16 protein-coding genes are annotated in these 15,092 nt (G+C 69.8%); 7 read left to right on the top strand and 9 right to left on the bottom strand.

Annotated elements, in window-relative coordinates:
• Together VMD91_14710 and VMD91_14705 are read right to left on the bottom strand one after the other, a co-directional pair.
• The gene (locus VMD91_14710) at window positions 1-1,605 is read right to left on the bottom strand and encodes a TolC family protein (GenBank protein ID HTW85319.1); all 1,605 of its coding nucleotides are present in this window, start codon (window positions 1,603-1,605) and stop codon (window positions 1-3) included.
• On the bottom strand, window positions 1,606-3,039 hold the full coding sequence (locus VMD91_14705) for an efflux RND transporter periplasmic adaptor subunit (protein HTW85318.1): 1,434 nt from the start codon (window positions 3,037-3,039) through the stop codon (window positions 1,606-1,608). It lies immediately after the preceding gene.
• A 134-nt stretch (window positions 3,040-3,173) separates the two neighbouring features.
• Between VMD91_14705 and VMD91_14700 the strand changes: the two genes are divergently transcribed.
• The 3 genes from VMD91_14700 to VMD91_14690 all read left to right on the top strand — a co-directional run bounded on the left by VMD91_14700 (window position 3,174) and on the right by VMD91_14690 (window position 6,722).
• A complete protein-coding gene (locus VMD91_14700; protein HTW85317.1) occupies window positions 3,174-3,569 on the top strand; it encodes a thioesterase family protein in 396 nt (131 codons plus the stop codon).
• A 115-nt stretch (window positions 3,570-3,684) separates the two neighbouring features.
• Window positions 3,685-5,172, top strand: a complete 1,488-nt coding sequence (locus tag VMD91_14695; protein HTW85316.1) for a copper amine oxidase N-terminal domain-containing protein — start codon at window positions 3,685-3,687, stop codon at window positions 5,170-5,172.
• A 248-nt stretch (window positions 5,173-5,420) separates the two neighbouring features.
• A complete protein-coding gene (locus tag VMD91_14690; protein ID HTW85315.1) occupies window positions 5,421-6,722 on the top strand; it encodes a copper amine oxidase N-terminal domain-containing protein in 1,302 nt (433 codons plus the stop codon).
• 70 nt (window positions 6,723-6,792) lie between these two features.
• Here VMD91_14690 and VMD91_14685 read toward each other — a convergent pair whose 3' ends face one another.
• Complete coding sequence (locus tag VMD91_14685) at window positions 6,793-7,254, bottom strand: hypothetical protein (protein ID HTW85314.1); 462 nt, start codon at window positions 7,252-7,254, stop codon at window positions 6,793-6,795.
• A gap of 164 nt (window positions 7,255-7,418) precedes the next feature.
• On the opposite strand from VMD91_14685, the gene VMD91_14680 reads away from it, so the two are divergent.
• Entirely contained in the window at window positions 7,419-8,696 is a 1,278-nt protein-coding gene (locus VMD91_14680) for a carbon-nitrogen hydrolase family protein (GenBank protein HTW85313.1), read from the top strand.
• Window positions 8,693-9,274, top strand: coding sequence for a DUF4337 family protein (locus VMD91_14675; protein HTW85312.1), 582 nt, complete (start codon window positions 8,693-8,695; stop codon window positions 9,272-9,274). Before VMD91_14680 ends, VMD91_14675 begins: the two co-directional genes overlap by 4 nt.
• Here the strand turns inward: VMD91_14675 and VMD91_14670 are convergent.
• Window positions 9,188-10,207, bottom strand: coding sequence for a hypothetical protein (locus VMD91_14670; protein ID HTW85311.1), 1,020 nt, complete (start codon window positions 10,205-10,207; stop codon window positions 9,188-9,190). The two genes, VMD91_14675 and VMD91_14670, sit on opposite strands and share 87 nt — an antisense overlap.
• Window positions 10,204-10,725, bottom strand: a complete 522-nt coding sequence (locus tag VMD91_14665) for a TlpA disulfide reductase family protein (GenBank protein HTW85310.1) — start codon at window positions 10,723-10,725, stop codon at window positions 10,204-10,206. Before VMD91_14665 ends, VMD91_14670 begins: the two co-directional genes overlap by 4 nt.
• A gap of 12 nt (window positions 10,726-10,737) precedes the next feature.
• Between VMD91_14665 and VMD91_14660 the strand changes: the two genes are divergently transcribed.
• Window positions 10,738-11,595, top strand: coding sequence for an alpha/beta fold hydrolase (locus VMD91_14660; GenBank protein ID HTW85309.1), 858 nt, complete (start codon window positions 10,738-10,740; stop codon window positions 11,593-11,595).
• A 21-nt stretch (window positions 11,596-11,616) separates the two neighbouring features.
• Here the strand turns inward: VMD91_14660 and VMD91_14655 are convergent, their stop codons facing one another.
• Entirely contained in the window at window positions 11,617-11,892 is a 276-nt protein-coding gene (locus VMD91_14655; GenBank protein ID HTW85308.1) for a hypothetical protein, read from the bottom strand.
• Between the two features lie 43 nt (window positions 11,893-11,935).
• On the opposite strand from VMD91_14655, the gene VMD91_14650 reads away from it, so the two are divergent.
• Window positions 11,936-12,787 (top strand): bifunctional 5,10-methylenetetrahydrofolate dehydrogenase/5,10-methenyltetrahydrofolate cyclohydrolase, encoded by an 852-nt coding sequence (locus VMD91_14650; protein HTW85307.1) that lies wholly within the window; start codon window positions 11,936-11,938, stop codon window positions 12,785-12,787.
• A 12-nt stretch (window positions 12,788-12,799) separates the two neighbouring features.
• Here VMD91_14650 and VMD91_14645 read toward each other — a convergent pair whose 3' ends face one another.
• Genes VMD91_14645 through VMD91_14635 form a run of 3 tightly spaced genes read right to left on the bottom strand, consistent with a single transcriptional unit; the run spans window position 12,800 to window position 15,089 of the window.
• Complete coding sequence (locus VMD91_14645) at window positions 12,800-13,414, bottom strand: hypothetical protein (protein ID HTW85306.1); 615 nt, start codon at window positions 13,412-13,414, stop codon at window positions 12,800-12,802.
• Window positions 13,415-13,448: 34 nt separating this feature from the next.
• Window positions 13,449-14,165 carry an LON peptidase substrate-binding domain-containing protein gene (locus VMD91_14640; protein ID HTW85305.1) on the bottom strand — a complete coding sequence of 239 codons (717 nt, stop codon included), beginning with the start codon at window positions 14,163-14,165 and terminating at the stop codon, window positions 13,449-13,451.
• Window positions 14,166-14,225: 60 nt separating this feature from the next.
• Window positions 14,226-15,089: a superoxide dismutase gene (locus VMD91_14635; protein HTW85304.1), complete on the bottom strand. Its 864-nt coding sequence runs from the start codon at window positions 15,087-15,089 to the stop codon at window positions 14,226-14,228.
• Window positions 15,090-15,092: the final 3 nt, after the last annotated feature.

Below are 15,092 nucleotides of genomic sequence, written 5' to 3'. Positions count from 1 at the left end.
TCACCCAGCCGCGTTGGCGCCCTCCGCGTAGAGCAAGGCCTGTTCGGCCTGGCGCACCGCGTACACCGCCGAGACTTCGTCGGTCAGCGCCTGGGTGATGCCGACCTGGGCGTTGAGCAGCAGCGGCAGGGTGGTGACCCCGGCCTTGTACTGCGCCTGGGTCGAACGCAGGACGTCCTGCGCCTTGGCCAGCTCGGCGTCGGTCTGCGTGAGCGCCGCATAGGCGGCCACCAGGTTCACCAGCGCCGACTGCACGTTGAGCTGGATCGACTGCTGCTCGGCGACGAGCTGCGCGACGGCGTTGTCGAGCTGCCCTTGCGCCTGCGCCGTCTCCGCGCGCGTCGCGCCGCGGTCGTAGATCGGGATGTCGAGGTCGAGCCCGATCGAGCCCGAGTTCCGATAGGCGGCCCCGCCCGGCGAGGTCGAGTCGATGTTGTAGCCCCCGGCCAAGCTCAGCGTCGGGAAATTGCCGAGCTTCGCCGCGCGGAAGTTCCATTGGTACGAGAGGACGGTCTGCTGCGCCGAGGTCAGGTCGGGGCGCAAGAGATTCGCGCGCGCGTACGCCTGATCGTACGAAGGCGTCGGGAACGCCGGCGAGAGGCTGATCGTCCCCGACGTCGCGCTCAACGGCGGGACGTCGTCCTTCGGCTGCACGTTGATGGCGGCATCGATACCCAGCGTGTTGGCGAACGTCGCCAGTGCGACTTTCTCCGTCGCCTGCTGCTTGATGACCGCGACGCGCGCCTGTTCCGTCGGCAGCTGCGCGGTCGAGAGATCGGCCGCCGCTTCCGTACCGGCGCGGATCTGCGCGGCGACGAGGTTCTCTTGAACCTGGTCGAGCGCGACCGTCGCGATGTCGACCTGCCGCTGGCGCTGCGCGGCCAACACGTTGTAGTAGGCGTTGGCGACGTTGTACGCGATCGTTTGCAGCTCGCGCTGATAGGTCGCGATGGTCGCACTCTGCGTCGCGCGGGCCGAGCGAATCTCGTCGGCGACGTGGCCGCCGTCGTAGATCAGCTGCTGCAGCGAGAGCGACAGCCCGCGGTCGGTCGACCAGCCGCCGGTCGTCGACGTCGTCGGCGCGCCGGTCACCGGGTTGATGCTGGTCGACGTGCCGGCCTGGGTGTGATCGTAGGTGTTGGTGGCGGTGGCCGAGAGCTCGGGGAACAGCGCGCTCTGCGCCAGCGCCACCGGCGCGGTGGCGATCGCGACCTGGGCGCGCGCCTCGGCCAGCAGCGGCGAGCGCGCGTAGGCGATCAGAATCGCTTGCTGCAGGGTGATGACCTGCGGCACCGCCGGGTCGACGTGCGGCGGCGAGGCCGGCGCCGGCGTACCGTAATAGGGAAACGGCAGCGGCGACTCGGTATCGGCCGAGGGCAGGCTCGGCATCGCGTTGGGGGAGACGGGCACGTACGAGGGCGCCGGCAGCGGTGCCGGCGTCGTCGTGACTTGGACTGCGCTCGGGGTCCCGGTCGCGAGCGGCACCGGCGAGACCGCCGGCGCCGGCTGGCGCGGACGAGCCGCGACGGTCTGCGGCAGCACGGAGGTCAGCGCGAGCACGGCGACCGTCCCGAGCGCCAATCGGCGCGTGGGGCGCAGCGGCATCTACTGTGCTCCGCTCGGGCCGGCCGGCCCACCGATCATGATGGGGCTGTTGTTGTCCAGCCGATCCGGCCGGGTGACGATCACCGTCGTCCCGGGACGAATCAGCGGGCTGCGGACCTCCGCCAACGTATCGGTCTGCAAACCAACCTGCACCGGCACCACCTTTGCTGTCGCCAGCTTCACACTCATCGCGGCTCCCTGCTTTGCGCCAGCCGCTCCACCCTTCTGTGGGGCGGCGGCCCCCTTGCTCATACCCGGTGAAGCTGGCATTTCGGCCACCGTGAAGACATTCGAGCCGCCCTCGCCCGAGAAGACGGCGGCGCGCGGGACGACCACCGCGCCGCGGTGCTCGGCGGTCAAGACGTTGACCGCGACCAGCATCCCGCCGCGCAGGTCGCCGCCGGGGTTGTCGACGCGCAGGCGCGCGCGGTAGGAGAGTGTCCCTTGCGTCGGCGTCGCGTTGACGTCGAAGACGTTGGCGTGATAGCTGCGCGAGGCCAGGCTGGTCGCGGTGAACGTGACCGGCGTGCCCTTGCGCAAGTAGACCAGGTCTTCGTCCGGCACGTTGACGTTGACGTAGACCGTGTCGACCTGCGAGACCTGGACGACCGGTTGATTCGGCCCGGCGAACGCGCCGGGATCGAGCAGACGCTGCGTGACGACGCCGTCGAACGGCGCGACGATGTTGGTCTGTGCGATCTCGGTCTGCAGCAATTTGACCTGCGCTTGCGCGGCCGCGAGCGCGCCGCGGTTCTGCGCGATCTGTTGCGCCTGGATCGGCGCCGCGTTGACGCCCTGCTGCTGCGCGGCCTTGAGGGCGACCTCGGCCTGCCGCTGCGTCACCTTCGCGGTGTTGAGCGTCTGCAGCGCTTGCACGTAGGCCGCTTCGGCTTGAATGTACGCGGTCTGCGCGACGTAGCCTTGCTTGATGAGCGACTGGTCGGCCACGTAGGTCGCCTTCGCGCTCTCGTAGGCCGATTGCGAGGTCTGCACGGCGTTGCGCGCCGAGGCCAGCTGCTGCTGGGCGGTCTCGATGGTCGAGGTGCCCTGCGCGGCGGTGACCGGGTACTGCAAGTTCGAGGAGCTCAACGCCGCGGTGCCTTGCTGCACCAGCGCGACCTGTTGAGCCAGCGTGGCGCGCAGCGCGGCGTCGTCGATCTTCGCCAACAGCTGGCCGCGGTGGACGCGCTGCCCTTCGTTGACGTAGACCGCCACCAGGTTGCCCGACTGGGGCGAGCTCAACGTCGACTGCTGCAACGGCGCGATCTGACCGTCGAGCGTCACGTAGGTGGCGATGTCGCTCCGCTGCGCCTTGGCGACGTCGACGGCGAGCGGCGGCGGCCCCTGCTGCGCAGGCGCTCCCCCTTTGCCGCATGCCGCCAGCGCCACGACCAGGATGGTCGCGGCCAGCGCTGTGCGCCGACTGAGTCTCATGATGCTCCTTCTCCGTGGTCGCGCCGAACGCTCGGACGCGACGTCGCCGGGCGGTCTCTTTCGTCGCCCGCCCGGTACTACGGCTGGAACGTGAAAATGATTCGTCCGGTTGCCGGTCGTATGGTGCCCGCGGGATGCGGGGCAAGATCGAGGTCGGGAGGTCCTACCAGCGCCAGACTCGGGTTGAGGAGTGGATGACGGCCGAGAAGGCCGGCAATGCCGGTGTCGACGTGCTGTCGACACCGATGCTGCTCCAGCTGGTCGAGGAGGCCGCGATGCAGTGCATCGCCCCGGTCCTGGACCCCGACGAGATCACCCTGGGGACCCACGTCGACCTCTCGCACCTGGCCGCCACCCCGGTGGGCCTGATCATCCGGACCGAGGTCGAGGTCCTCAAGGTCGACGGCCGCCGGATCGAGTTCGCCTTCGCCGCCTTCGACGAGCGCGAGAAGATCGGCGAGGGGACCCACGAGCGCTACGTCACCTCCCGCGAGAAATTCCGCGAGCGCCTGGACGAGAAGCTCGGCTGACGAGCCCGTTCGGGCGCCGGGGCGGAACCCTCACAACCCTCGTTGACGTTCGAGGGGAAGATCGGGAACCCCGGGGTTACCTCGGGGATTGACCGGCGACGCTCCTGGGTACTCGATGCACGTCCGTGCCCGAGCACCGGCGGAGGCCCGCCGCCTTCGGCTTGTCCCGGCACTCTTCCACCTCTCACAATCACCACGTAGCATGGGAGACACCAATTCAGTGAAACGACTGAGCACCGGACTTCTGGCAGTGCTGGTTGCCGCCGGGATCGGTACGACGTCGGTTTCGGCACAGCAATCTGCGGCGCAAGGAAACACTCGAAGCTTCGCGCCGACGCAGATCGCCCAGACCGCCGACCAAATGCCGCCCGCCGACTTCGGCGCCCCGCCATCGGGCGAAGTTCCGATCCTCTTCAACGATCGGCACGTTTACTCGAAGCCCGACACGCTGAAACAGAACCGCGTTCTGGCTGCGCTCGTCCGCGGCAACACCATCCTCATCCCCCTCCGCTCGATGTTCGAGCAGATGGGCGCAACGGTTTCGTACGATCCCGCGACGCGTACCGCCGACGTTTCGAAGCCCGGTTCCGACGTGAAAGTCACCGTCGGTCGGCCGGAAGTCGTGATCAACGGTGAGACCCGTCCGCTCGACGTTCCTCCCGAGATCTACAAGGGCTCCGTCGTGGTGCCCGTTCGTGTCATCTCGGAAGGCATGGGCGCCTACGTTCAGTGGGTTCCCGACCGTCGCATCGTGGTCGTTCGTTACGTAGCGGCTCCGCCGCCGCCGGCGCCGACCCCGGTTCCCACGCCGGTTCCGACTCCGGTCGCGACGCCGGTCCCGACCCCGGTTCCGACCCCCGTCCCCACCCGGAAGCCTCGTTACTACGAGCACTTCATCGCGGGCGACTACATCTTCGAGCCGACGGTCTACAACGAGTTCTCGCCGGGCAACAAGGACATGGGTCCGTCGTTCGCCGGTCGTGCTGCGCTCGAATTCCCGGCCTTCAACATCCCGTGGATGATCGAAGTCAACGCCGAGCAGTTCGCCTACCAGCACGTCGGTGACTTCGACACCTCGGTGCCGCGCAACTCACCCTGCGTCCCCGGTGCGCCGCAATACGGCAACCGTGGCTGCGTGACCCCGATCGGTTCGGGCGGCACGGGCGTCTACGTCCCGTCCTTCCTGGCCGAGGATCGCGACCTCGACGTCCGTCTGGGCGTGGAAGTCGCCTGGCCGCGCATCTACATCGGCGTTGGCTACCTGTGGCGCAACGACAACTACGGCTACCCGCAGCAGAACGGCTTCGGCTTCGGCGTCGAGAAGCTCCCGGACCTCGACCGTTCGCTCTCGCTGTTCGGCAGCTACTGGTACTACCCGAGCATCCAGGGTAACTTCACCGATCCGACCACGGGCATCGGCTACGCGCTGCAGTACCGTGACTCGAAGTACCAGATCGGTGCCGCCTGGAGCGTTCCGTTCTTCACCAACGGCGGCGTCTTCTTGGAAGGCGGCTTCATGGGTGACCGCGGCTACGCGAAGCAATTCGCGCCCGACGGCTTCATCCACGACGGCTGGTTCGCCGGCATCGGGGTCCGCTTCTAAAGCTCGCTCGGGCGGCGCGGCCGCACGACGAGAGAACCCCGCGATCCGGGTCGAGCGTAGCTCGGCCCGGATCGTTTTTTCGTCTCGTCCATCACATGAGCTAACCGGGTGGCCGCACGTTACAGGGGAGGAGCCCTCTTTTGCCCGAACGAGCGACCAGAGGGCCCGCACGGCTTGCCGAGCGGCCGGTCGGTGCGTTGGCGTACCGGCATTCCCTCTCGACACCACGCCATTGTAGGGAGATTTACGTGAAACGACTGAGCACCGGGGTTCTGGCCGCGATCTTCGCGGTCGGTATCGGTATGACGTCGGTTCTGGGCCAGACGGCCGCATTCGCGCGAGGCAACACAGGTACGCTCGCGCACGTGCAGGTCGCTCAGGACCAGTCCGGCATGCCGCCCGCTGACTTCGGCACGCCACCATCCGGCGAGATCCCGATTCTGTTCAACGACCGGCACGTCTACACGAAGCCGGATCGCTTGACCGCGAACCGCGTTCTCGCCGCCTTGGTGCGCGGCAATACCATCCTCATCCCTCTGCGCTCGATGTTCGAACAGATGGGCGCGACCGTGTCGTACGACCCCGCGACGCGCACGGCCGACGTCTCGAAACCCGGCTCCGACGTCAAGGTGACGGTCGGACGACCGGAAGTCGTCATCAACGGAGAAAGCCGCCCGCTCGACGTTCCGCCCGAGATCTACAAGGGCGCCGTCGTCGTACCGGTACGCGTCATCTCCGAAGGCATGGGCGCCTACGTCCAGTGGGTTCCGGACCGTCGCATCGTCGTCGTCCGGTACGTCGTGGCTCCGGTCCCGACCCCGGTACCGACGCCCGTTCCCACCCCGGTCGCCACGCCGGTCCCGACCCCGGTTCCGACCCCCGTCCCCACGCCGGTGCCGACGAAGAATCCGTACGAGCACTTCGTGGTCGGCGACTACATCTTCGCCTCCAAGGTCTACAACGAGTTCTCGCCCGGCAACCAGGAAAAGGGCGCCTCGTTCACCGGTCGCGCGGCGGCGGAGTTCCCGCTCTTCGGCCTGCCCTGGATGATCGAAGACGATTATCGCCAGTGGGCCTACCCGCACAATCCGGGTTACGTCACCACCATCGGTGGCGACGGCTCGACGTTCGTGCCGTCCTTCCGCGCGGTCGACACCGACAACGACGCGCGCCTGGGCATCAAGATCGCCTCGCCGCGTATCTACATCGGCGTCGGCTATCTCTCGCGCGCGGAGAACTACGGTTATCCGCGCCAGAACGGCGTCGGCTTCGGTGCCGAGAAGCTCCCCGATCTCGATCAGCCGCTCTCGGTCTACGGGAGCATCTGGTACTACCCGAGCGTCTCGGGACCGTTCACGTTCCCCGACGGCTCGACCTCGGATATCGAGGCACGCTTCATGAAGTACGAGGTCGGCGCGACCTGGACGCTCGGTTCGTCCGGGCTGTTCCTGGACGCGGGCTTCTTGGGTGACCAGATCACCAACAAGCAGCTCATGCCCGACAACGCGGCCCACGCCGGCGGCTACGTCGGACTCGGGTTCAAGTTCTAAGCGCTCCGGCGCGCGGAACGAAAACGGCCCCTGGGCGCATGCCCGGGGGCCGTTGCTTTTCCGCTCCCGGTTACGGCTGGTTCGGCTCGGGACTGACCAGCGCGGCCGGGACGGCGATCGGCGCCGCGGTCGCGCCCGCGTCCTCGCGCTGCCCCTCGGCGATGATCGTGGCATGCGGGTACGCCCGGCGCAGCCAAGCCCAGACGGTGTGCACGTGACGGACGCCGTCCTCGGTGTGGATCTTCGCGTAGAAGTGCTCGAGTGCGTAGATCGTGGTCGGCAGCCAGCTGTCGCAGGGGTACTTGCGCTGCCAGTCGCGCATCGCGTCTTCGGTCAGCGCGATCGCGCCGAACGTGTCGGGAGCCTTGTTCGGGTCGGCGTCGATCTTGAGACCCTGGTCCTTGATCGTGTTGCGGATGCCCAGGATGCTCATCTTCATCCGTCCGAAGTACTCATCCGCGGGGGCGACCTTGCAAGCGACGCGGACCACGTGGTGCACCGGCTTATGGTGCGTGTTCGCGGTCTGCCGCACGTGCCGGCGGTGCGTCGGAGATGCGGCACCAGCCGGAGCCGCGGGGACGAGCGCCGCGGCGGACGTGGCGAACACGAGTGAAAGACATACGACCAAACGTGTCATACGACGACCCTCAGCGAGCCCGTCCATGAGCTCGGCTTCTCCTTTGGAGCGATTAGGTAGTGAACGCTAGACCGACCGCCGTTAGTGCCGTTCAGCTGCAAGCTCACGACCGTGCCGATTTCAGCGAGCGCTGGCCCGCGATCCTGGCACGCATCGTGGCCGCGGCCGAAAACGGCGCGCGCTTGATCGTCGTCCCCGAAGGGACCGTCCCCGGATATGTTATCGGTGCCGACCCGGTCGACCCGCAGTTGCTTGCTGATGCCGCGCAAGACGTGATCGCGGTCGCATGCCGGAGCGGCGCGACGATCGTGTACGGTAGCGCACGAAACGGCGAGCGCGGACTCGCGAACGCAGCCTACGTGGTAACCGCCGACGGCGTCGTCGGCTTCGCCGACAAGTGCTTTCTGTGGCACTTCGATCGCCGCTGGTTCACCGCCGGCGACGCGTTGCAGCCGGTCGAGACGCCGCTCGGTCGACTGGGCGTCTTCATCTGCGCCGACGGCCGCATCCCGACCATTGCGGCGACGCTGGTCGACGCCGGCGCGGAAGTGCTCGTCGTTCCGACCGCCTGGGTGAGCAGCGGCCGCGATCCCGACGCGCTCGAGAACATCCAGGCGGATCTGATGATTTCCGTGCGCGCGCGTGAGAACGGCGTTCCGCTGATCGCCGCCAACAAGGTCGGCGTCGAAGCGCGCAGCGTGCTCTACTGCGGCAAGAGCCAGATCGTCGCGGCCGACGGCAGCCCGGTCGCACTGGGCTCGCAACACGACGAGCAGATCGTGCACGGCACGATCGCGATCGGCCCCGCCATCGTCGCGCGCGGCGCGACGCCGGCGGTCGCGCGCGGCAACGGCGCCGCGCTCCCGGCGAGCCTGCGGGTCGCGATCACCGCGCACGTCGATCCCGCCCTGCACGCGCTGGCCGCCACGGCCGGCGCCGAGCTGGTGATCGATCCGCACGCGCTCGCGACGAGCGCGGAGATCGCCCACGTCGACGACGAGGCCGTGCTCGATCCGCGCGCGCTGGTGGCGCCGCGGCTCGACGGCGTTCGGCTGTTCGTCTGGCGCGCCTCGATCGACGAGCACTGGACGACGCGGTTCGCGCGCACGCGCGCCGCCGAGCTGCGCTGCTACGTCGTCGTGCTCGACACGCTGCACCGGCGCGCCTTCGCCGTCGATCCCGACGGCGCGATCGTCTGCGGCACGCACGGCGCGTTCGAGCTGGCCGCGTTCGGTTTCGATCGCGCGCGCACCGAGGCCTGGCGCGTCGCGCCCGACACCGACGTGCGCAGCGGCCTCGAGCGCGTGCGCGAGCTGACCGCGCCGGTGGCGCGATGAGCGAAACGCCCGCCGACCAGCCCGTCTCCCGGCGCGTCCGCGTCCCCGAAGCGCTCGCACCCGAGGGAACGCAGCATCACGACGCGCCGCACTGGATTCCGGTCGCCGCCGCGGTGCTGGCGCTGTGCTCGGCGGTCTCCGGCTTCCTCGCCAGCACGCTGCAAAGCGAGGCGCTGCTGGTCAAGAACGAGCAGATCGCGATCTTCACTCGCGCCGCCGACACGTTCAACGAATACGAGGCCGGGCGCATCAAGGTCGCCGTCTACCGCGCCGCCATCGACAGCGGGAACGCCAAACACCCGGATCTGCTCGCGGCCGATGCCAAGCGCGAGGAGGCCAAAGGACCGCCGCTGCTGCGCAGCGCCGCCGAGGACAAGAAGCGCTCGGAGGCCGAGGGCGAGCGTTCGGAGCACTTGGCGACGCGCCACCGGTGGGTCGAAAGCGGCACGACGCTGTTCGAGATCGCGATCGTGCTGGTCTCGATCACCGCCTTAGCCGGCTCGCGTCTGCTCCCGATCACGGCCGCGATCGCCACCGCGTGCGGCCTGGTCGTCGACACGATCGGCATGCTGATCTGAGTCGTTCGCGCGCGCGGCGAGTCCGGTCCACACCAGCCCGAGCACGACCAGCACCGATCCCAGCGCGAGCGCCCAGGTGTCCGGCGCCGACGCGATCGCGAGCGCGGGATAGCTGCCGACCGTGAGCTGCACGGTCACGCCGCCGAGCACGACCGGCTCGCCTTGGGTGATCGTGATCCCCATCGGCGTGCCGCGATCGTCCTGCGCGGTCAGGATGACGCCCGGCTTGGTCGGATCGCCGACGTGATGCGGAAAGTTCGCCAGCTGCCTGGGCGTGAAGTAGAGCGCGCGAAAGACGCGGTGCAGGGCCGGCGTGGCGAAGGTGTCGACCGGGACGGTCAGCGCGTCGTTGATGCGCTGCATGGTGCCGAATTGCAGCACCGGCGAGAGGAACGCCGTGCCGGTGGGTTGGGTGATGGTCAGATGCGCGCCGCGCGCGTCGCTGGCGTGCACGTAGACGGCGGGGTGCGGCGCCAGGCTCAGCACCGACTCGCCGAACAGACGGCGCGTGCCCGTGCCGAGCACGACGTCGCCGTGGCCGCGCCGCCGCAGCACGATCGTTCCGTCGCCGCGCGCGATCGCCGCCGCATCCGCCGGACCGAAGAACGCCGCCGCGCCGAGCGCGGGAACGGGAACGACCGTTCCCGGCGCGCCGCTGACGTCGGCCGTGTCGGGGCCGAGCAGTCCGGACGCCAAGCCGGCCACATCGACGATCGCGGCGCCTGCCAGCGCGACCAGCAAACGCCGGCCCACGACGCCGTCGGCGCCGCGCCGCACGCCGTGCGCGTAGCCGATCAGCAGCGCGAGCGCGAGCGCCAGCGCCAGCGCGTACTGCCAGCTGTGGTAGAGCGCGTAACCGGGCTCGAGATCCTGCGCGACCACCAGCGCGATCGCGACGGCGGCGACCACCAGGGCCGTCGTGCGGGCGGTCATCGCGCGGCGAGCGCCGGAGCGACGGCGGCGCGCATCTGCGCCAGCGTCATGGCGCCGTCGATGCCGCGCACGATCTTGCCGTCGCGCCCGACGACGATCGAGGTCGGCAAACCCAGCGCCGCGTAGGTGCGCCCGTACTGCTGCTGCTCGTCGACGAGGATCGGAAAAGTGACGCCGTGCGCGCGTGCGAACGCGCCCGCGACGCCGGCCGACTCGCCCTGATCGACGCCGAGCACGACGACCTTGCCGGCCTCTTCGCGCGCGAAGCGCTCGAGGGCGGGCATCTCTTCCTGACACGGCGGACACCAGGTCGCCCACAGGTTCATCAGCACGACGCGACCGCGGTAATTGGCCAAGCCGTCGGTCCGGCCGTCCGTGCGCGGGACCAGGTACGACTGCGCCGGCGCCCCGGTCAGCATCCCGGGACCGCCACCGCCGGCGGCGCTGCCGGGGTCGGGGGTGTTGTAGCACCCGCATAGGAGGAGCACCACGACGAGGACGAGCGGGACCCGAGGCACGCCGGGGGTTTCGTGGTAGACGCCGACGCTCCGCCCGGCTGGCGCCGCCACACGCTCCGGGCCGCCGGACTCGAGCTGGCGGTCTTCGAGACCGGCGCGCCGGACGGGCCGCCGGTCCTGCTGCTCCACGGCCTGGGACTGTGGACCTCCGTCACCTGGGACCGGCTGGTCGCCCGGCTGGACCCACGGCGGCGCTACGTCGCCCTGGACCTGCCGGGCTTCGGCGCCAGCGAGAAGCCGGACGCGCGCTACGACACCGCCTTCTTCCGGCACGTCCTCGAAGCGGCCGTGCCGGCGCTGGGCGCGGGGCAGGTGGCGCTGGTGGGGCACTCGCTGGGCGGGCTGCTGGCGGCCGACTTCGCGGGCGCCCACCCGGATCGGGTCCGCCGCCTGGTGCTGCTGGCGCCGGCCGGCTTCGCTCATCCGCGCCGGCACTTGGCGCTGGCGGTCGCCGCGCGGCTGGCCCGCCCGCTGTTCATGCGCCCGCCGCGGCGGGCACTGATCGCCGCCACCCTGCGGGGCAGCGTCCACGATCCGGCCAGCCTCGACGCGGGGATCGTCGAACAGGCCCAGGCGCTGGGCGCCGATCCCGCCCTGCGCCGGGCCTTCGCGCGGGTCTACGCCGCCGGTCTGCCGGCGTTCGCTTCGCCGGCGCACCGGCGCACCGCGCAGGCGCGCTACGCGCGCTACGGGGGCCCGGTGCTGTGCGCGTGGGGCCGCCGCGACCGGTACTTGCCGATCGCCGCGCTCGCGATCGTGCGCCGCGTGTACCCGCAAGCGCGCACGCTGATCCTCGAGCACAGCGGTCATCTGCCCACGCGCGAAGAACCGGCCGCGCTCGCGACGGCGATCGACGCGTTCCTGTCGTGACCGCGTGACGCCGGCGCGGGCTCACCAGTCGCCCATGCGCTCCTCGTCGACGTAGCCTTCGAACACGATCGTGCCCGGCGCCAGGATCGCCGAGGCGACCGGCAGGCCGGCCCAGCGCAGCTCGCGCCGCAACGCGTCGTCGCCGGTGCGCGCGGTCAAGGCGGCCACCCGCACCAGCACGTCGGGCGAGCACAAGATGCGATCGGGATGCGTGTTGTAGAGCCGGTTGAAGCCGGCCAACGCGTCGTCGAGCGCGGCGAGGTCGAAGCTCACGCCCAGGTCGACGGTCCGCCGCACGCGTTCCAGGGCCGGCCTCCTAGCCGCCCGAAACACGCGAGCGATGCCCGCCCGAATCCTGGACGGGCGCGCGCTCGCGACCGAGCTGCGCGCCGAGATCGCGCAGCGCGCGGAACGCTTGCGCGCCCGCGGCGTCGCCCCGCGCCTGGTGGTCGCGATCGTCGGCGAGGACGCCGCCAGCATCGCCTACGTGCGCAGCATCGAGCGCGTCGGCGCGAAGGTCGGCGTCGACGTCGCGGTGGCCACGTTGCCGGCCGACGCGTCCGAGGGCGCGCTGCGCGGTCGCCTGCAGGCGCTCGGCGAGGATCCGCTCGTGCACGGGATCATCCTGCAACAGCCGCTGCCCGCGCACCTGGGCATTCGGCGCATCGCCGAAGCGATGCCGGCCGACAAGGACGTCGACGGCGCCAACCCGGTCAACCTCGGCCGGCTCGCGTTCGCGCAGCACACCGCGTTCGTCCCGGCCACGCCGCTGGCGGTGCTGCTGCTGCTCGAACGCTCCGAACGCTGGCCGCTGCGCGGCGCGCGCTGCGTCGTCGTCGGCCGCTCCAACGTCGTCGGCTTGCCGGTCTCGCTGCTGCTGCTCGGCCGCGGCGGGACGGTGACGGTGACGCACAAGGAGACGGCCGACCTCGCGCACCACGTCCGCGATGCCGACGTGCTGGTCGTCGCGACCGGCGTGCCGGGCCTGATCCGCGCCGGCATGGTGCGTCCCGGCGCGACCGTCATCGACGTCGGCACGACCTTCGTCGACGGCGTGCTGCTGGGCGACGTCGCACCCGAGGTGGCCGACGTCGCGGGCGAGCTGACGCCGGTTCCCGGCGGCGTCGGTCCGGTCACCAACGTCGCGCTGTTGCGCAACGTCGTCCAAGCCGCGGAGAACCTCGCGGAATGAGCGCGCGGCGCGCTACGAAAGCCGGCCGCTCAGGCTGACGGCACCCCCGAGCCCGTCGCTCGCGACGACGCGCAGCGCGTCGAAGCCGGCGTACGGGAACGCCCACGTCGACGTCAGCTGCTCGCTCCCGGGCGAGAACGTGTCGCCCCGCCGCAGACCCGAGACGAGCGCCAGGTACAGCGTCGCGGGGACGGTGTAGTCGACGCTCGCCCGCGGATCGAGGAACGTGCTGAGCACCGGCTGACCGCTCTTGCTCAGCACCGCCCAGACCGGAGCGGCGGCGAGGCCGTTGCGAACGCTGATCGCGCCGTCCGCGGCGGCGTGCCCGATCCGGGCGATCGTCGTGGGAAGCGTCGGCTCTTGCGGTTCGGCGGTGATCTCGAACTGGTCGCGCTCCCGCGCCTCGAGCAACTGCGTCCGCGTGGCCGGTTCCGCGGCGGCGAGGCCGCTGACCTCGAACGTCGACGGCAGCACGAAGTCCCACGACGCGCCGCCACCCGCGAGGAAGACGTACTCCCACGCCGCTACCAGCGTGCTCGCGAGGAACGGCTCGTTCTGCAGGAAGGCGATGAGCTCGAGGCCGCCCTTCGTCTCGTTCACGACCGAGACGGCCAGATCGCGCGCCATGGGCGGCTTCTTTCTCCGTCCGCCCCGAGGTCCCTCAGTTCTGCGAGAAGTGCTTGCCGAAGTACTGCTCTTGGTGCGCGCGGAACTCGCCGCCCGGCGCGTCTTCGCGCACCACGCGTTCCTGAGTGCGCTTGCGTTCGAGCAGCCCGCGCAGCTGCGGCAACAGCCGGCGCAGGAATCCCAGCTCGGCCGCCAGCCGCGCCTCGGCGCTGCGCAGCTCGAGCAGCCGCTGCTTGAGCGCGTCGGCGACCTGCAGCGCGTCGCCGACGACGTAGCTGGCGTCGACCGGATCGCTGGGGACTTCGACGGCGCTGGGCCGGCCGGAGAACGCGACCAGCAGCTTGACGTACTCGTCGAACTCACCGCGCACGCGCAGCGTCAGCTCGTCGGCGCGCGGGTCCTCGACGTCCTCGTCGAGGAACTCGACCTCGGCGCGCAGATACGGCTCGCGGCTGACGATGCGGGCGATGCGAAAGCGGCGCCGGCCGGTGGTGCTGATGTAGTAGCGGCCGGCCGGGAGCGGTGTGACCTCGGCGATCTCGGCGGTTGTGCCGATCTCGTGGGGCGTCACGTCGGGATCGCCGGCCTCCTGGCCGTCACGAATCAGCACGACGCCGAACGCCTCGCCCGCGTCGAGACATTCGGCGATCATCGTGCGATAGCGCTCTTCGAAGACGTGGAGGTTCAACACCGCGCCCGGGAAGAGCACGGTGTTGAGCGGGAAGAGCCGGAGCTGCCCCGTGTCCCCCATTCCCTTGTCAGGCGGATCGGGCGAAGCCCGAACGCGACGGATTCCGCACGGCGGAATCCACTAGCCGCGGGTGACCGACTTGGCCGCGTTCAGGCGCTTCTCGATGACGCCCCAGTCGACGTTGGAGAAGAACGCCTCGATGTACTTCGGGCGGTCCGCCGGCTTGTAGTCGAGCAAGAACGCGTGCTCCCACACGTCCATGACCATGATCGGCACGAAGCCCGCGACGTTGCCGTCCTCGTGCAGCGTGATCCAGTGGTTGGTGATGCGCTGCGAGGCGGGATCGTAGTACGCGATCGCCCAGCCCACCCCGCGCATGCCGCCGGTCGCGGCGAAGTCCTTCTTCCAGGTATCGAAATCGCCGTAGACGCCGCCCAGCGCTTCTTGCACCGCGGCGCCCGGGTTCCCGCCCGCGTTCTTGGTCATGTTGCCGAAGTAGTACTCGTGCAGGGTCATGCCGTTGTACTCGAAGCCGAGCCGGCGGGTCAGCTCGGCGAAGACCGGGTTCGCCCCGGCGGCTTTGCCATCTTTGATCTGTTCGGCAATCTGCTCGTTGAGCAGATTGGTGTTCTTCACGTAGCCTTCGTACAGGCCGAAATGCACCTCGAGCGTCTTGTCCGAGATTCCCTGTAACCCGGCAAGATCGAACTTCTTCGGCGTGTATGATTGCTGGACGAGCGTTGCCAACGGAAGCCTCCTGATTGTGCGTGTCCTGGAGCATTCGACGAATGCGCCGACGCGTCCGGCAGGTTCCCGCCCCTGGCGGGCGGCAAACATGGGGCTATCGTGCGCGATCTTGCCTACCTTGCACGGCTCCACAATGAGCCGTCGCCGCTGCTCCTGGAACTGGAACAGCACGGGACGCGCGAAGGGATTCCGATCGTCGACCGGGCCGCCGGTCGGCTCCTTTCGGTGCTGGTTCATTGC

The organism is Candidatus Sulfotelmatobacter sp. (genome assembly GCA_035504415.1).
Lineage (GTDB): Bacteria > Vulcanimicrobiota > Vulcanimicrobiia > Vulcanimicrobiales > Vulcanimicrobiaceae > Vulcanimicrobium.
This window is presented reverse-complemented; position numbering and strand designations above follow the sequence as displayed.

What these genes read in the sequence shown, in the direction of transcription:
- VMD91_14710 (HTW85319.1), bottom strand. Translation starts at nt 1,605, where the DNA reads ATGCCGCTGCGCCCCACGCGCCGATTGGCGCTCGGGACGGTCGCCGTG.
- VMD91_14705 (HTW85318.1), bottom strand. Translation starts at nt 3,039, where the DNA reads ATGAGACTCAGTCGGCGCACAGCGCTGGCCGCGACCATCCTGGTCGTG.
- VMD91_14700 (HTW85317.1), top strand. Translation starts at nt 3,174, where the DNA reads ATGCGGGGCAAGATCGAGGTCGGGAGGTCCTACCAGCGCCAGACTCGG.
- VMD91_14695 (HTW85316.1), top strand. Translation starts at nt 3,685, where the DNA reads ATGCACGTCCGTGCCCGAGCACCGGCGGAGGCCCGCCGCCTTCGGCTT.
- VMD91_14675 (HTW85312.1), top strand. Translation starts at nt 8,693, where the DNA reads ATGAGCGAAACGCCCGCCGACCAGCCCGTCTCCCGGCGCGTCCGCGTC.
- VMD91_14670 (HTW85311.1), bottom strand. Translation starts at nt 10,207, where the DNA reads ATGACCGCCCGCACGACGGCCCTGGTGGTCGCCGCCGTCGCGATCGCG.
- VMD91_14650 (HTW85307.1), top strand. Translation starts at nt 11,936, where the DNA reads ATGCCCGCCCGAATCCTGGACGGGCGCGCGCTCGCGACCGAGCTGCGC.
- VMD91_14645 (HTW85306.1), bottom strand. Translation starts at nt 13,414, where the DNA reads ATGGCGCGCGATCTGGCCGTCTCGGTCGTGAACGAGACGAAGGGCGGC.
- VMD91_14640 (HTW85305.1), bottom strand. Translation starts at nt 14,165, where the DNA reads ATGGGGGACACGGGGCAGCTCCGGCTCTTCCCGCTCAACACCGTGCTC.
- VMD91_14635 (HTW85304.1), bottom strand. Translation starts at nt 15,089, where the DNA reads ATGAACCAGCACCGAAAGGAGCCGACCGGCGGCCCGGTCGACGATCGG.